The organism is Marinimicrobium koreense (genome assembly GCF_003762925.1).
Classification (GTDB): Bacteria; Pseudomonadota; Gammaproteobacteria; order Pseudomonadales; family Cellvibrionaceae; genus Marinimicrobium; species Marinimicrobium koreense.
This window is the reverse complement of sequence record NZ_RJUK01000001.1, coordinates 2095278-2110390: the sequence shown is the minus strand read 5'-3', so window position 1 is coordinate 2110390 and position 15113 is coordinate 2095278. Positions and strand designations below refer to the sequence as shown.

General features: G+C 56.0%; 13 protein-coding genes. 7 read left to right on the top strand and 6 right to left on the bottom strand.

The genetic code is table 11. The features are described 5' to 3' along the window. The first annotated feature begins 249 nt into the window (after positions 1 to 249). On the top strand, positions 250 to 891 hold the full coding sequence (locus tag EDC38_RS09210) for a flavodoxin (protein ID WP_123638249.1): 642 nt from the start codon (positions 250 to 252) through the stop codon (positions 889 to 891). Between the two features lie 79 nt (positions 892 to 970). Here EDC38_RS09210 and EDC38_RS09205 read toward each other — a convergent pair whose 3' ends face one another. Together EDC38_RS09205 and EDC38_RS09200 are read right to left on the bottom strand one after the other, a co-directional pair. Then, entirely contained in the window at positions 971 to 2113 is a 1143-nt protein-coding gene (locus EDC38_RS09205) for a cupin domain-containing protein (protein ID WP_211331063.1), read from the bottom strand. 160 nt (positions 2114 to 2273) lie between these two features. Continuing rightward, positions 2274 to 3398, bottom strand: coding sequence for an alpha/beta hydrolase (locus tag EDC38_RS09200; RefSeq protein ID WP_123638248.1), 1125 nt, complete (start codon positions 3396 to 3398; stop codon positions 2274 to 2276). A gap of 341 nt (positions 3399 to 3739) precedes the next feature. Here EDC38_RS09200 and EDC38_RS09195 point away from each other — a divergent pair, with 341 nt between their 5' ends. The 5 genes from EDC38_RS09195 to EDC38_RS09175 all read left to right on the top strand — a co-directional run bounded on the left by EDC38_RS09195 (position 3740) and on the right by EDC38_RS09175 (position 9143). Then, a complete protein-coding gene (locus EDC38_RS09195) occupies positions 3740 to 4642 on the top strand; it encodes a LysR family transcriptional regulator (RefSeq protein ID WP_123638247.1) in 903 nt (300 codons plus the stop codon). 98 nt (positions 4643 to 4740) lie between these two features. Continuing rightward, the gene (locus EDC38_RS09190; protein WP_123638246.1) at positions 4741 to 5199 is read left to right on the top strand and encodes a nuclear transport factor 2 family protein; all 459 of its coding nucleotides are present in this window, start codon (positions 4741 to 4743) and stop codon (positions 5197 to 5199) included. A 175-nt stretch (positions 5200 to 5374) separates the two neighbouring features. Continuing rightward, positions 5375 to 6349 carry an AraC family transcriptional regulator gene (locus tag EDC38_RS09185; protein WP_123638245.1) on the top strand — a complete coding sequence of 325 codons (975 nt, stop codon included), beginning with the start codon at positions 5375 to 5377 and terminating at the stop codon, positions 6347 to 6349. A gap of 58 nt (positions 6350 to 6407) precedes the next feature. Further along, complete coding sequence (locus EDC38_RS09180) at positions 6408 to 6863, top strand: (2Fe-2S)-binding protein (RefSeq protein WP_024461204.1); 456 nt, start codon at positions 6408 to 6410, stop codon at positions 6861 to 6863. A gap of 12 nt (positions 6864 to 6875) precedes the next feature. Next, on the top strand, positions 6876 to 9143 hold the full coding sequence (locus tag EDC38_RS09175) for a xanthine dehydrogenase family protein molybdopterin-binding subunit (RefSeq protein WP_123638244.1): 2268 nt from the start codon (positions 6876 to 6878) through the stop codon (positions 9141 to 9143). Positions 9144 to 9158: 15 nt separating this feature from the next. Here EDC38_RS09175 and gloA read toward each other — a convergent pair whose 3' ends face one another. From gloA to EDC38_RS09155, 4 genes are all read right to left on the bottom strand, one after another. Continuing rightward, positions 9159 to 9689 carry a lactoylglutathione lyase gene (gene gloA / locus EDC38_RS09170; protein ID WP_123638243.1) on the bottom strand — a complete coding sequence of 177 codons (531 nt, stop codon included), beginning with the start codon at positions 9687 to 9689 and terminating at the stop codon, positions 9159 to 9161. Between the two features lie 52 nt (positions 9690 to 9741). Next, complete coding sequence (locus EDC38_RS09165) at positions 9742 to 10911, bottom strand: helix-turn-helix transcriptional regulator (protein WP_123638242.1); 1170 nt, start codon at positions 10909 to 10911, stop codon at positions 9742 to 9744. Between the two features lie 180 nt (positions 10912 to 11091). Next, entirely contained in the window at positions 11092 to 12759 is a 1668-nt protein-coding gene (locus tag EDC38_RS09160; RefSeq protein ID WP_123638241.1) for a hypothetical protein, read from the bottom strand. Positions 12760 to 12917: 158 nt separating this feature from the next. Then, complete coding sequence (locus EDC38_RS09155) at positions 12918 to 13448, bottom strand: protein tyrosine phosphatase family protein (protein ID WP_123638240.1); 531 nt, start codon at positions 13446 to 13448, stop codon at positions 12918 to 12920. Between the two features lie 303 nt (positions 13449 to 13751). On the opposite strand from EDC38_RS09155, the gene EDC38_RS09150 reads away from it, so the two are divergent. Beyond that, positions 13752 to 15113 (top strand): alpha-amylase family glycosyl hydrolase, encoded by a 1362-nt coding sequence (locus tag EDC38_RS09150; RefSeq protein ID WP_123638239.1) that lies wholly within the window; start codon positions 13752 to 13754, stop codon positions 15111 to 15113.

Here is a 15113-nt window from a genome sequence, read left to right as displayed (position 1 = left end):
ATTAAATAGCACTTTGCGCGATGAGGGGGGGCAAATGGACCGCTTATTCTTGTGAAGAGGTATGCTCTCCAGAAGGATTGGGCAAAAGCTGGCTCTGTATGGGCAAAACGCCGAGAGGTTTGAAACCTATAATTTGGTGCTTCGCCGAGTAAAGAGACCAGTAGCTATCGAGATCGTCAATGTGTTTAGGGCGATAGTCGTAAACCTTCAGAACCCTGTGACCAGGCATGTAACGGAAGAGGCTTTACCATGACTCAAGAGACCAGTGAAGCAATAAAAGCCGTCTTGGTGGGGCTCATACTTTTGGCGGCTTTGCTTGGCTTTGCTTCAAACGTATCGAGCGAAGATCTAGAGGTTGGGAGAGAGGTGTTGGGTGATAAAGTGCTGATTGTTTACCTGAGTCGCACGCAAAACACCAAAGCCGTTGCGGATATCATCCAAGAGGCCGTGGGTGGAGATAGTGTCGCGCTGGAGCTCGAAACCCCTTACCCGGAAGACTATGATGCGATTGTCGCTCAGGTTGATGAGGAAAATGAAACTGGTTACCTCCCTCCGCTGAAAACCGAGATCGAAAACATCGACGGATACGACACAGTATTTGTGGGATTCCCAACTTGGGATATGCAGATGCCGCCTCCAATGAAGAGCTTTCTGCATGAGAACAATTTGAGTGGTAAGCGAGTTATCCCGTTCAATACCCATGGTGGCTATGGTGTCGGAAGCGGTTTTGAGACGGTGGAGATGCTCTGTTCGGAATCTACTATTCTGGAGGGCTTCTCGGTCAAAGGTGGTCTGGAAAGAGACGGCATCTATCTCTCGATAGAGGGCGAGCGAAAGGATGAGGTTCGATCCAAGGTTCACGACTGGCTGGAACGCATTGAAATTTTGTAGCGCTTAGGGTCACCAACTCTTTCGCACCAAGGGAGACGAAAACGTCTCCCTTGGTGCGATTGATGATGCTTCGGGGGGGCTATTGAATGCCTCGCAAAACACCCCGAGCATTACGGGCTACGTCTTTTCCGACTTCCTTCTCCAGGGTCGCCATGACTCTTTCCATCTGCTCTGAATCACCCACCAGATCCTGCGTAATGGTCAAATGGGAGTTGAGCTGAGCGTTGACATCCCCGATGGCTGAAAGCGTACCCACCACAACGAGTTCCCGTTCAAGGTAGCCTAAGTTGTCCCGGCTGAACAAATAGCCGAACAGATGGGCTTTCAGCGCATGGTCCATGGTGGGAGAGAAATTACCAAACAGCGGTTGTGACGCTTCTTCCATGGTTCGATCCGTTAAGTACTCCAGGGTTTCTGAACCAAGCTGGTAGTAATCCGTGCTATCGGGCAATTGGCTCGGCTCTTTACCTTGAACGTCTTCAATACCGTTCTCTCTGCGCTCCTCCAGTAGGCTTCTGAATGTCAGCATGCCGGTTAAGGCTCTCGGAAAGCCGGCATAGGCGTATTGATGCGCAAAGGCCTCTTTGATTTCGTTCACGGTCAAGCCACTTTCCAGGCCTTGAACGAGAGCTGGCTTGAGCTTCTCTGTATCTCCGATCGCAGAGAAGGCCGCAATGGGGATCAGGCTCAGTTGCTTTTCCGTGAGCGTCACCGGGGTGGGCGCTTCGGGTTGGTCGGGTGTCGTTGATTTGGGCTCGGGGAGCTCCACCTTCTCTAACCAGGTGACGCCTTGTCCGTCCGGGGATACCGGGCTGATGGCAATATGGGTCATTGAACGGTGCTCACTGGCACCATGCCAATGCTTGACGCCCGGCGGGCATATCACCACATCGCCTTCTTGCAGTGTCTGTATGGGCTTTCCCCACTCCTGGGTTCGGCCTTCACCGTCAGTCACAATCAGGTACTGACCGTGGGGATGGATATGCCAGTTGGTGATGGTTCCGGCCTCAAATGTCACCGTGGCGGGCGCGACGTCACCGGGGGAGGGCATAGTCGGAAAGCGTGAAAAATGGGCATCGCCTGAGAAGCGATTGGCGGGCGCTTGGTTGACCTCGTGATCCTGCCCTTTGACTATCGTTTGGCCTGGTTGCTCGTTGTTGGCCTGTGCACCAGCCGTGAATAACATCAAGATGAGTGCACCTTTCAGTTGCGTTCTGGTCATGTGGTTCTCCGTTGCATGCTTGAGCTTGGAATATGTTACGTGATGTCTATAAAAACACCTGGTTCGGCCCCTTGTCGGCAAGGTCAGCCTAGATAGGGGCCGCTGTGAGCGAAGCAGATGGTCGTTCCCAGGGTTTAACCCGGTTTACAATAGCTGCCTCCTATCTCAATGTTTTGTTGAAAAACTGGGTCAGTTTGTCAACGGCCTGGTTCACGTACTCCGGATTCCAGTAGGTTTCGATGTGGGTCGCTCCGTCAATGAGCATAAGCTCTCGGCTCTCTGCCTGGTCGGCTTCCTTGAAAGCGTCCTGGCTCATGTACAGCGAACCCGCCTCGCTTCCAGCGATCATCAGCAAGGGTTGATCAATCAGGTCCATATTGGTGGCTGCATCGAAGTTCATTAGCGCCAGAAGGCTGCTTTTAGTGTACCGGAAGGTGGAGTTGGGGTGGGCGTGAGTGTCACCGTAGTACTTAAAGCCTTCGCGGTACAGCGCAAACGGCAGAGCAGCAATTTGCTCGTCCGTGAGTTCTTGATCGGCCGCATAGAGAATTTCGCCACCGGCGGCTTCCTGGGCTCGCGCCTCGGAGGCCTCCTTCAGCCGTTGCTGGATGGTGTCAAGCTGGGAGTCGCGGTAGCCATTGCGCCTCACTCGGCCTGAATTAAACATGCTCAAGGTGGCAATCGACTGAAACCGTTTGTCCGTCTGGGCGGCCTTTAGGGCATAACCGCCCCCGCCACAGATACCGAGAAGGCCGATACGCTCAGAATCAGCACCCGCGTACTGGCTGATAAAGTCGGCCATGCCGTGAATGTCTTCAATGCGGTTGGCTGGCTTGTCCACGTGACGAGGCGTACCCTCGCTGGCGCCCTGATGGGCCGCATCCGCCGCAATAGTGATGTACCCCTGTTCAGCCAGGCGCTGGGCGTATAAACCGGCCACTTGTTCTTTTACCCCACCATTGGGGTGAGCAATCACCACTGTGGGGTACTCATTGCCAGGATCGTAGTTCGCGGGTGTATAAAGATTCGCCGAAATGTCGATGCCGTTGAGGTCATAGGTAACCGGGTTGATATTGACTTCGCCCTCGACGTTTTCGGTGATGGCACCCTCATAGACCAATGTGAAAGGGTTGTTTCTGTAATCCGCAGCGGCAGTTTCTCCCGAGATGGCGAACGTCGTTGCGAGAACGCTCGAATGAAATAATGTCCGGAGTCGTTGGCGATTGGATTTCGTCGTTGCTTGGGTGTCTTTTGGCAAGCTCTGATCTGATGAATGTGTCGTCATCGTCAATATTCCTCATAGAGACTGTTTAATCGCCCGGCTTACCGGTCTTAACCGTTTGGCTATTTCTAATCAGTGTCGCCGTGGGGCGTTTAGCGCGAGCTTCAGTGTAGGCGTCGCTGAGACTCAAGGGATGCGAGATTTTGTCGAACGTTTGCCTGATTCTCCACGCCATGAAAACGCCTGTTTTGAGCGAGCCATTGGTCGTACTTACTCTGCTCTGAGTGACTTCGTTCTTGCCTCTGGTCTCAAGCGGGACGTCCAGTGCAGGTTCCAGCTTACCGCTTGGACACTCCCATGATTAGCCTCTATAATCAGGAAGGTTTGTTGAACAGAGCTCAATAATGGCCAGAAACAGTTACAGCGAGCTGCTTGCCTTTATCCATGTGGCGAGGGAGGGCAGTTTTACCCGGGCGGCGGCGCAGATGGGCATTTCGACCTCTGCGCTCAGTCATGCCATCCGGGCCCTGGAGTCTCGTCTGGAGGTCCGTCTTCTGACTCGAACCACGCGCAGCGTGTCCACCACCGAGGCAGGGGAGCGTCTGTTTGAGCGTATAGCCCCGCACTTTGAGGGGATCGATAGCGAGCTGGCCGCCGTGCGGGATCAGCGCAGTCGGCCCGCTGGCACGGTTCGGATTACCACCGCCGAGCATGCCGCAAACACCCTGATTTGGCCCAAGCTGGCCAAGGTGCTCCCCCAATACCCGGATATCACCGTCGAGGTCACAGTCAACTACGCTCGCACCGACATTGTTGCTGAGCGTTACGACGCGGGCGTTCGTCTCGGGGGAGAGCTGGCCAATGACATGATCGCCGTACGCATCGGCCCGGATGCCCGCATTGCCGTGGTGGGGGCTCCCGATTACTTCGCCCACCACCCTAAGCCCAGTTCACCCCATGAGCTGGCCGAGCACAACTGCATCAACCTGCGTCTGCCCACCCATGGAGGGCTGCTGCCCTGGGAGTTCGAGAAGGGTAAGCGGGAACTGACCGTCAAGGTGACCGGCTCCTGGATATTCAATAGTGTCTCCCCCATTCTTCGGGCGGCGTTGGCTGGCCAGGGGTTGGCCTACCTGCCGGAGGATGTGGCCACCGAGCATTTGGCCGCTGGGCGGCTGATCAGAGTATTGGATGAGTGGTGTCAGCCCTACACCGGCTACCACCTTTATTACCCAAGCCGAAAGCCGGCATCAGGCGCCTTTGCGGTCGTTCTTGAGGCGTTGCGCGAGCCGGCTCCCGCTGATTGATGAATAAAATTCAATAAAGCATCCTGATTTTTGATCTTGTTTAGCGCTTCTCGCTCTCCTACTATCGAATGACTGAATCAATCGGCAGGAGAGATCTTATGACCTTACGACAATCCTTGTTTGGCCTATTGGCACTGCTTTTGGCATCACAGCTGAGTTTTGCCGATAGCTCCGTGAGCGAACGTGAGATCCGGGAAATTTCCGCCGCCAAGTGGCAGTGGATGGCGGATAAAGACGTTGAAAAGCTGGAAGCGCTTTTCCATGAGCAGTCCAAATTCGTGCATATGAGTGGCTCTTGGAAAAAAGAGCGGGAGCTGGAAATTATTGAGTCCGGCAGTATCTGGTACAAAGACGCTGAGGTTCATGATGTGGCGGTGGAGGTGATCGGCGACACCGCCATCGCGTGGAACCGCATCACACTGGTAGCGGTGGTGCGTGGAAACGAGGTCTCCAACGAATTTACCGTGACTGAAGTGTATAAAAAGCTGGATGGTGATTGGCAAATGCTCGATCTCACTTTCAGTAGCGTGAGAGACACCCACGAGATTGAACACTAGTCCCGTTGAGCTTGGGCGCCTGATGGTGGTGGGCTTACCGGTACCGGAAGCATAGCGCAGGGCGCCGGTCGCCTGCAGGATCAGGCAAAAGGTTAGTGGCTATGGGCAAGTGGTGGGTGTTAGCAGGGAATATACTTAGCGGATCTGTACACATTTCGGCCAGTGGGTCTTCTTTATGACTGAGCAGCAAAATGTCGTTCCCTTCCAATCGGGCAAGTCGGTCGAGTCGAACAAGTCGGCCGATAAGCAACAATCAGTGCCTGCCCCGCAGGAGCTGGGTGTTCTGGCGCGCCTCATCGAACGATTCGCCCCGCACGATGGCCGCTTTGACCTGCCCGTTCCGGGGCTTCATGTCCTGCGTCAGTCCTCGCCGTCCTCCGAATTGCAGCATACGCTGAGTAAGCCCGGGCTGTGTCTGGTGGCTCAGGGAACCAAGTGCGTGTACCTGGCCGACAGACGTTACGAGTACAACGAGTCCCGCATGGCGGTGTATGCGGCGGAAGTGCCGCTTGGCGTTAAATTCATTGAGGCGTCCAAGGCGGAGCCCTATCTGTGCCTGGTGGTGCATATCGATCGGAAAAAGCTCTCGGAACTGATCTTCCGGGCATACCCGAACGGCTTGCCCATGACTCGGCATAACGAAGCCATCTACCTCGATGAAGCGAACCCCGACATTGTGCGCTCGGCCATTCGCATGCTTGAGCTGATTCTCAGCCAGGACAATGCCGATCTTCTGGCTCCGTTAATGATCGACGAAATTCTTATCCGGCTGCTGCGCAGTCCGGCCGGGGCGGCCATCGCGCACATCGGCCTGTCCGACTCGCACGCCTTCAAGGTGGCCGAAGCAATCACCTGGATCAAGGAACATTTCCGGGAGCCGATCAAGATCGACCACTTGGCTGAGCTTGCCAACATGAGTTCGTCATCGTTCCACCATCACTTCAAGTCGGTAACCAAGATGACGCCTCTGCAGTTTCAGAAGACTATGAGGTTACAAGAGGCCAGGCAGCTCTTGCTGACCCGGGCGGTGGATATCAGTACGGCCTGTCACCGGGTAGGTTATGCCAGCGTGTCCCAGTTCAGTCGTGAATACAGCCGGATGTTCGGAAGGGCGCCCAGTAAGGATATCGGCCATTACCGGGATCGTTGATTCAAACCACTCGATGTACAGGTCATTGAACTTTGCGTTACCACAAACTGGGGGTCCCATGCCTACCTATAACGTTACTGTGAACAACCAGAAGTACGAAGTCGAAGCCGATCAGGACACGCCTTTGTTGTGGGTGCTGAGAGACGAATTGAACCTTTCGGGCACCAAGTTTGGCTGCGGTATCGCCCAATGTGGCGCCTGCACCGTGCACATGAACGGCAATGCCATTCGATCCTGTTCGTTCCCGGTGTCCGCAATCGGTGATGCCAAAATTACCACCATTGAAGGGCTCTCCGAGGACGGCAGCCACCCGGTTCAGCAGGCGTGGCTGGAACACGACGTGGCCCAGTGCGGCTACTGCCAGGCGGGGCAGATCATGTCGGCGGCCGCCTTACTGGCCCGTAATGCCAGTCCGGATGACGAGGCGATTGAGGAGGCCATGTCCGGTAACTTGTGCCGATGTGGAACCTATAGCCGGATCAAGACAGCCATTAAAACGGCCGCAAAGGCGTAAGGAGGTAGGGATATGAGCACTGAAACCGAAAGCGAAGCGACTGTGTTGAAAACCTCCATCGGCCGCCGGGCCTTCCTGAAGGCCAGTGCGGCGGCTGGCGGCGGGTTGTTGATCAACTTCAGCTGGCTGAGCGGCGCGGCGGCTGCCTCGGGTGAAGCCGCGACCGATCAGGCCTTTGAACTGAATGCCTATCTTCGGATTGCGCCTTCGGGCGATATTACGGCCATGGTTCCCAATCCGGAGTTTGGTCAGAACCTGATGACCTCCATGCCCATGATTCTGGCGGAGGAGCTGGACGCCGACTGGGAAAAGGTCACGGCCAAACAGGCCGAGTTTGAACCCGAGGACTATCAGCGCCAGTTTACCGGGGGCAGTCAGTCTATCCGACTCGCTTGGCAGAGTTTACGCATGGCCGGCGCCAGCGCCCGACACATGTTGCGTCAGGCGGCGGCTAAGAAGTGGAATGTTCCGGTTGAAGAGGTATCAACTCAAAAAAGTGTTCTGTCGCACGCCGCCTCCGGAAAAACCAGCACTTACGGAGAGATGGCGTCCGAAGCGGCCATGATCCCGATGCCCAAGCAGGTACCCTTGAAAAACAAGAGTGCGTTTGAGTTGATCGGACAGTCCCGGAAAAACCTGGAAGGCCTGAAGATTGTGACCGGCCAACCGATGTTTGGCCTCGACTATCAGGCCGAAGGTATGCTGGTGGCGATGATCGAGCACCCTCCGGCCTTTGGGCAGACGGTTGACTCGGCAGATCTGGATGAGATCAAAAAAATGAAAGGCATTGTGGATGCCTTTGTCTTTGAGTCCATGCGACCGGACTACCAAAAGAACTATTTTGATACCACCGCCTTCCCCAGCCTTATCGCCATAGTCGGGCATAAAACCTGGCAGGTGATGAAGGCGAAAAAAGCCCTGTCGGCGAAGTGGAAGGCCATGCCTGCCCGGACCGAGACCATTGATCGCTTTGGCACTGCCATTGAGGTGAAGGTGCCCGGCGGTCTGGAGAGTACCGACGGGCACCGCAAGGCGATGGACAATGCGCTGGACGGCGAGCTGGAAGTGTTGCGCCGGGACGGAGACCCTAAAACGGCGTTCGAGCAGGCCGAAACGGTGATCGAGAGGACATACCGGGCACCGTTACTCGCGCACAACACACTGGAGCCCATGAACTTTTTTGCCCATGTCACCGACGACGAGGTTCATGTGGCGGGCCCGCTGCAGGCCCCGGCGTTTATCGAAGGCACTGTGGCCAGCCGGCTCAATGTGCCCACCGATAAGGTTCGCATTGAAATGACCCGCATGGGAGGCGGCTTTGGTCGTCGCGCGTACTCCCACTATCTGGTGGAAGCGGCCGTTATCTCGAAGCAGGTCAAGGCGCCCGTCAAACTGATCTATAGCCGCGAAGACGACATGACCATGGGGATCTATCGCCCCACCTATACCGTTCAGCTCAAAGCAGCGCTGGATGAAAATAACCAGTTGGTGGCTTATCAGGTGCGCGGCGTGGGGTTGACCGAGCATTGCGTGCATGAAAACCGCTTTCCCGCCGGGGCCGTGGATCACTACCTGGCGGAGGGCTTGGTGATTCCCTCCAACATCACCACCGGGGCGTTTCGTGCACCTCGCTCCAACTTCATGGCGCTGGCCGAGCAGGCGTTTCTGGATGAAGTGGCCGAGGCGGCCGGAGAAGATCCGATTGCGTTTCGTTTGAGCTTGCTGGAGCGGGCGAAAAACAATCCGGTCGGCGAGAACAATGACTACGACCCGAGTCGCTATGCGGGCGTGTTGAAACTGGTACGCGACCGGTCGGGCTGGAACTCCATGCCTTCGGACGTCAAGAAAGGCGTAGCAGCCTACTTCTGTCATAACTCCTACGCGGCTCAGGTGGTAACCGTTACCCAGGAGGGGGATAGCTTACCCAAAGTCGACCAGGTGCACAGCGCGGTGGATTGTGGCGTTGTGGTAAATCACGATGCGGCGGTCAACATGGTGGAGGGTGCAGTCATCGATGGCATCGGCAATGCCATGTACGGCGAGATGACGTTCACTGACGGTAAGCCGGATAAGCGTAATTTTGATCGCTACCGGATAATCCGCATGAACGAAATCCCTCGCCAGATCCATGTGAACTTTGTCGACAATGACATAGACCCCACCGGTCTGGGCGAACCACCGTTTCCGCCGGTCTTCCCGGCGTTGGCTAACGCCTTGTACCGGGCCACGGGAACACGGCTGTATGATCAGCCGTTTATCAAAGCCCTGGAGAAAGGCTAGCGGGTTGGGATGGCGTCAGGAGGGCGCCATCCGCTCGGCCTGGACAATTTCGATCCAGTAGCCGTCCGGGTCCTTGATGAAGGCAATGTGCTTCATTTTGCCGTCTTCCGGACGCTTTACATAGTTCACATCATTGGCATCGAACCAGGCGACGGCCTTTTCCAGGTTGGGCACGGAAAAACAGATATGGCCAAAGCCCTGGGGCTGGCTGTTGCCGTCGTGGTATTCAAAGTCCGGGTCTTTCTCGGTGCCCCAGTTGTGGGTCAGCTCCAGAATGCCGCGCTCGCTGAAGGTCCAGCGGGTGCGCTCTTGCACGTCTTCGGGCAGGGACTCGTCCGCATCGGGCTTGGCCAGGAAGTACAGGGAAAACTCCATCTCCTCAAAGTCCAGCCTGCGCAGCACGCGCATGCCGAGCACGTGGGAGTAAAAGGCCAGGGAGCGCTCCGGGTCTTTGACCCGCAGCATGGTGTGGTTAAAGCGAAAGCCGTCGGTTTCCGCCGGGGCCTGGTCGGCCACACCGGGGTAGGATTCAGTGTTGAAACTCATGGTGCCTCCTGTGGTATTTCAATGGTAATACCATACCACAGAAGGTGAATAGTCAGGCGAGCCCCACGCTGGCGGCGAGTAGCGCCACCAGCTCGCCCTGCCGGTTGGTATTGGTTTTTCGATAGATGGATTGCAGGTGTGACTTTACGGTCTCCCGCGAACGGTTGAGCTCGGCGGCAATATCGGCAGGGCTCTGGCCGCTGAGCAACAGGGCTGAGACGGTAGACTCGGAGCGAGACAAGCCAAAAAAGCGCTGAAGGACTTCGGGGCGAATTTGGGGGCGATTGGCCCAGTCGTACAGACTGATCATGGCGCCGCCCCGTGGCGAGCTCTGGTCACTGTCGGAAGACTCGGCTGACAGTGGAGAAATGATGATGGTCAGGTTCTGTTTGCCTTGTCGGTAGCACAGTACTTTATCGGAGCTTGCCTCCGTGTTGGCCGCATTATTCACGGCGGCGGAGATACCCAACACGAGTTCGTGAGAAAAGGATTTGTCGCGGCAGCTCAGTAGTCCTTCGGGGCTGACATGAAGGCTGGGGTTGTTGGCAATGATCTCCTCCGCCTTGTGGTTTTTAAACGCGACCTTGAACGCGCTGTCGCAAATGAGGATGCCCTGTTGCATTCGATCGAGCGCTGAACGCTCGGGAAAATTGCTCAGGCTCAGGTCACTCATTCGAGTGTAAAGTTCCACCGCTCGATTGATATGGGGCAGGAACAAGTCAAAAATCGCCAGTTCCTCCCGCGTAAAGTCCGGTTGACCAATGGCTCTCTGGATGCCGAAAAAATTGAGGTAATTGCCACTGGAATAGGCAATGGCTCCTGCGGCCTCATTGGCGCCAAAGCTTTCGAGCCACTCCTGGGCTCGAGTCGTTTCCCTGACGTTTTCCACGTTCTCTATGTCCAGGTTGCTTGCGACAAAGCGTGGGCCGTGCTGCTCTCTTACGGACAAGGCGGTCTCAATGAGCGCGTCCTGGTGCGAGACGTGTTCGATGTAAAAAGTCAGGGCGTGTTCCGGAATATTGATGATCCAGGCCCCGATGGGGGTATTGCTCTGCGTATCATAAATGGCAAAACTTCCGCTGTGGCCGTTAAAAACTTCAATAAATCGTTTCAGAAACGGAAGAAAACCTTCTTGGCTTGAAATGCCGTCGTAAATCAGGCCAATCAGTTCGTGGTAGTCGGGGTTGAAAAACAGAGGGTCTCTCTGAAGCGTCTGGTGCATGCGTCTCGCTCACAAAAGGTGGGGCAATCGGGGTGCGAATCCTTCCGTGCCCTGATTGCCCCATAAACAGCCGTAATGTTATTCATTGAGTCCTATCGGTCACCTCAGGACCGACCACTCGTCTATCTCTGGCAGATTATAGACCAAGCCGCAGCGCTCCGCTGCGGCGGGGCCAATGTGTTACTCCGCATGGGCGCGGCCGATGTAATTCAGTTGTAGGTCAGATTGATGAACCAGGACTGTGTCGCCGGTTTTGCTGCGAATGGGTGTGAGTGTCCAGATGGCGTTATCGTCGATACCGTCGTCATACTCCAAAATGGTCAACACTCCCGTGTCAGATCTCGACCAGTCGGTGATTGTGTTGACGTCTGCACCAAACATCATGGTGCCGGTACCATCTGGCTCTAGCGTCACCACCGGTTGCTCGCCTATTGCGGTTTCATATTGCCCCGCAGTGCCCTCGGCAATGACGTCCAGGGTGAATATTTGCGTGGAGTCAGTGATGAACTGCCCCTCGACACGTTCCACCACGGCACTGGCCACATCACCTTCAAAGTCACGTAGCTCGACGGTGTATGAACCCAAGCGTGCCCAGGTCTCGGCTGAGCCGCCCTCTGCGAGTGCCAGTTCGCCGTTGCCGGAGACACTCAGCTCCATCGGGTCGGTGTCATTGACATCGTAGAGCCCGGCGGGGCCGTCGGTTTCCACCAAGGGGTCGCTGACCGTAAAGACGCCGTCAGAGGTCCACTCATAGCTGCCCCATTCGGTGGAAATGTTACCGCTGGCAGCACTGTCCCATAGGTGCACAAATACATAATCCGTTGCGGTGAAGAAGGTCAGGAGATCGCTGCTTTCGGGATCGTCTGCGCGGGGTTCCCGGAAGCGCCAGGTACCGATCAGTGGGCGATCGGTGTCGTCCGATACGCGGGTGAACTCGAAGGACCCTTCGTCTTCTATGACCATTGTCAGGACGTCTCCTTCCAGGAGAAAGGTCATATTGTCTGAGTTGGTGGGTTCATCGCGGTTGTACAGACCGCCCGAGGCGTCGGTTTCCCGGACCACCTCAACGACCGAGAAAGAACCGTCAACCGGGTCCCACTGGTAATAGCCATACTCAGCAGAACCGGCGGGCTGGTCGCCATCGTCGGCCATCGAGTGGGCAATCACGTAATGGCCGTCTTGGAAGAATGTCAGAAGGTTGATGTTGCCGTTGTCCTCCACGAACATCCAACTACCGGTCAGTCCGTCTCTGAGCGACCCCTGGAAGTGAGCAATGGCATCCGCCTCAGTCACCAGTGCGCGCTCGATCAGTGTCGCGGCGACTGTCGCTTCCGTCTCGAAGGTGCTGGCCGTGAAATCAAGTTCCGTGTCTACCAGTGCACTGGCCGTGGCCTCGGCGATGGTAATGCCATTTTCGGGGTCGCTGTCATCGTCCAGGGTCTGCAGCAGCCGCGCCACATTGATGACCGCCGGGGTCGTAAAGTCCGCATTTTCACCCCCCATATCCAGTGGGGTGACTTGGCGCTTGGCCGTGACTTCCGGCAGTTGAATACCGCCAATGCTGAATTGTACGGTGTCGCCTTCCCGGTAGGTGTACTCCCCACCACTGCCGGTGATGCCTTCCTCCCCGCCCGGGTTGGTGGTAAAGCGCACGCCCCCAACCGGGCTGTCGATAAACACCCCGGTCTGCAATTCAGGTTCTGGCTCTGGTTCCGGCTCGGGAGTCGGCTGCTCAGGGGTTGGGTCTTGAGTGTCCGGCGTAGAATCGTCGTCAGAGTCGCTGCCACAGGCACTCAGGAAAAGGCTCGCTGCCAGCAATAATGCAATGGTTTGAAAGGAAGTGTGCATGATCCGCCCTCGTCGTTTTTGTTGTCCAGGGCGTCAAAATTAGCATGCTGAGTGACACTAAAGATCCCCCATATGGGGGATTTTGGGATGGAAAGAACGTCGACACCCGAAAAAACAGGTGTCGCGTCCGAAGATGGCCGGATCGGCCCGTAGGGCCTCTATTGAGTGGAGGCAGACGTCGAGTCGAGCACCGAGCGCACCTTTGCCTCCAGAGATCCAAGCCCGGCGGAGCGCCCTAACGCCAGCGATTCTTCAACCGGTTGTCCCTCAATCTGGTGCGCGGCAATGGCCAGCAGTGCGCCCACCCGGTTGCCTGAGGCGCAGTGCAGGAAGACCGGTTCATCATCCTCTTGCTGCAGCAGTTGGTGCAGTTTACGCGCATTGTCGGCGGTCACATCACCGGCGCCGGAAATGGGCAGTGAGACATACTCCATACCCAGTGCCTCGGCTTCCGCCCTGGGGGCAAAGGCGACCTTTTCCTCCGGTCCGCGCAGGTTGATCACTTTGGTCACCCCGGCCGCTTTGAGGGCGGCCAGCTCGTCCCGCGACGGTTGGCCCCCGGTCACCAGGTTCTCCCGCGGTGTGTAAAAGTCATGGGCCTCGGCGGTGGCGGACAAGTCGCCGGCGAGAGAATTGACGGCCCATAGCAATAATAGGCTGGTAGTGGCACATCGGACAATGGAACTCATGGTGATCCTCTCCTACTTGAAATCAGGTGATTACGATAACACGGCTAAGGCGCCGCCGCGTCGGAGTAGAGCGGCGGTGTCATCGGTTCAGACGGCCGACGCCTCCTTATCCCTCTGGTATTTTCAGCGCAATCTCGACTGCAACCTATCGCCCAGTGGTGTTGATGGAATATAGGCGCAATTGCTATCCAAGCGCGGGGAAAGTGGGCCGCTCCTATTGCATACGTATTCAGCAGCCGTCGGCTTGACCGGTGATCATTCCCCGGTAAAACTCGGTGCCTTTCGAATATAGAGGTAATCACTATGCGTCCAGGTTTGATTGCGCTGTTACTTGTGTTGCTCGCCGCTTGCAGCACCCAACCGGCCGACGATTCCTATCAGCCAGAACCCTACGTCAAGCTTCAACATCCGGAGTGGAGCAAGAACGCGGCCATTTATGAACTCAACACCCGTCAGTTCACTGAGGAGGGGACGTTTGATGCGGCCCGGGAACATTTGCCTCGTCTTAAAGCGTTGGGAACGGACATTATCTGGTTGATGCCGATTCATGAAATCGGAGAGAAGAATCGCAAAGGAACATTGGGCAGCCCCTATGCGGTAAAGGATTTTTACAGCGTAAATCCTGAGTTTGGTACCCTTGAAGATCTCAAGGAATTCGTTGATGAGGCTCATGATATGGACATGTATGTGATTTTAGACTGGGTGGCAAACCACACGGCATGGGATAACGTTATGGTCGACGAAAATCCGGACTGGTTTGAACGTGACTGGAAAGGCCAATATCGCCCCACACCCTGGTTTGACTGGGCGGACATTATCGACCTGGACTACAGCCGCCCGGAAGTACGGGAGTACATGACGGATGCCCTAAAATACTGGGTGGAAGAGGCTGATGTGGACGGCTATCGCGCGGACGCAGCCGGCCTTGTTCCGCTAGACTTCTGGAATAATGCCCGACGCGAGCTGGATGAAATAAAGCCCGTCTTCATGCTGGCTGAGTGGGACTGGCGCGACCTGCATGCCGAAGCGTTTGACATGACGTACGCCTGGAGCTGGAATGATGCCGCGCACGCGGCGACTCAAGGCGAAGGCCTTGGCCAGCTGTTCACCTATTACGCATGGAACGAAGGCGCCTACCCCAAAGATGCCATGCGCATGACATACGTCAGCAACCACGATTTGAACGCTTGGGAAGCCACTCAGTTTGAACGCTTCGGCGAAGGTCTGGAAGCCGCTATTGTGCTATCCGTTATCGGTGACGGTATGCCGTTGATCTACAGCGGGCAAGAGGCTGGTAACAAGAAACGTCTGGAATTCTTCGAGAAAGATCCAATTGAATGGCGCGAGCATGAAATTGGCGACCTTTATCAGACCCTGCTGGCACTCATGAAAAACAACAGCGCACTCTGGCATGGTCGTTGGGGAGCCACCATGACACAACTGGGCAATACCTCCCCCAACGAAGTGTTCAGCTTTGTGCGGGAGAACCATCAGGATAAGGTTGTCGTGGCCATCAACTTCTCGAATAAGAAGCAGGAAGTGGAGTTTACCGAAAGCCTTGTCGATGGCGACTACAGAACACTTTTCGGGGGTGAGCGCGTTTCTCTGAAAGCTGGCAGCGGTATTACACTGGCTCCCTGGGGTTACCAAGTGTTTGTTCGGTAG

Coding starts and splice junctions, on each gene's coding strand:
- EDC38_RS09210 (WP_123638249.1), top strand. CDS start 250: ATGACTCAAGAGACCAGTGAAGCAATAAAAGCCGTCTTGGTGGGGCTC.
- EDC38_RS09205 (WP_211331063.1), bottom strand. CDS start 2,113: ATGACCAGAACGCAACTGAAAGGTGCACTCATCTTGATGTTATTCACG.
- EDC38_RS09200 (WP_123638248.1), bottom strand. CDS start 3,398: ATGACGACACATTCATCAGATCAGAGCTTGCCAAAAGACACCCAAGCA.
- EDC38_RS09195 (WP_123638247.1), top strand. CDS start 3,740: ATGGCCAGAAACAGTTACAGCGAGCTGCTTGCCTTTATCCATGTGGCG.
- EDC38_RS09190 (WP_123638246.1), top strand. CDS start 4,741: ATGACCTTACGACAATCCTTGTTTGGCCTATTGGCACTGCTTTTGGCA.
- EDC38_RS09185 (WP_123638245.1), top strand. CDS start 5,375: ATGACTGAGCAGCAAAATGTCGTTCCCTTCCAATCGGGCAAGTCGGTC.
- EDC38_RS09180 (WP_024461204.1), top strand. CDS start 6,408: ATGCCTACCTATAACGTTACTGTGAACAACCAGAAGTACGAAGTCGAA.
- EDC38_RS09175 (WP_123638244.1), top strand. CDS start 6,876: ATGAGCACTGAAACCGAAAGCGAAGCGACTGTGTTGAAAACCTCCATC.
- gloA (WP_123638243.1), bottom strand. CDS start 9,689: ATGAGTTTCAACACTGAATCCTACCCCGGTGTGGCCGACCAGGCCCCG.
- EDC38_RS09165 (WP_123638242.1), bottom strand. CDS start 10,911: ATGCACCAGACGCTTCAGAGAGACCCTCTGTTTTTCAACCCCGACTAC.
- EDC38_RS09160 (WP_123638241.1), bottom strand. CDS start 12,759: ATGCACACTTCCTTTCAAACCATTGCATTATTGCTGGCAGCGAGCCTT.
- EDC38_RS09155 (WP_123638240.1), bottom strand. CDS start 13,448: ATGAGTTCCATTGTCCGATGTGCCACTACCAGCCTATTATTGCTATGG.
- EDC38_RS09150 (WP_123638239.1), top strand. CDS start 13,752: ATGCGTCCAGGTTTGATTGCGCTGTTACTTGTGTTGCTCGCCGCTTGC.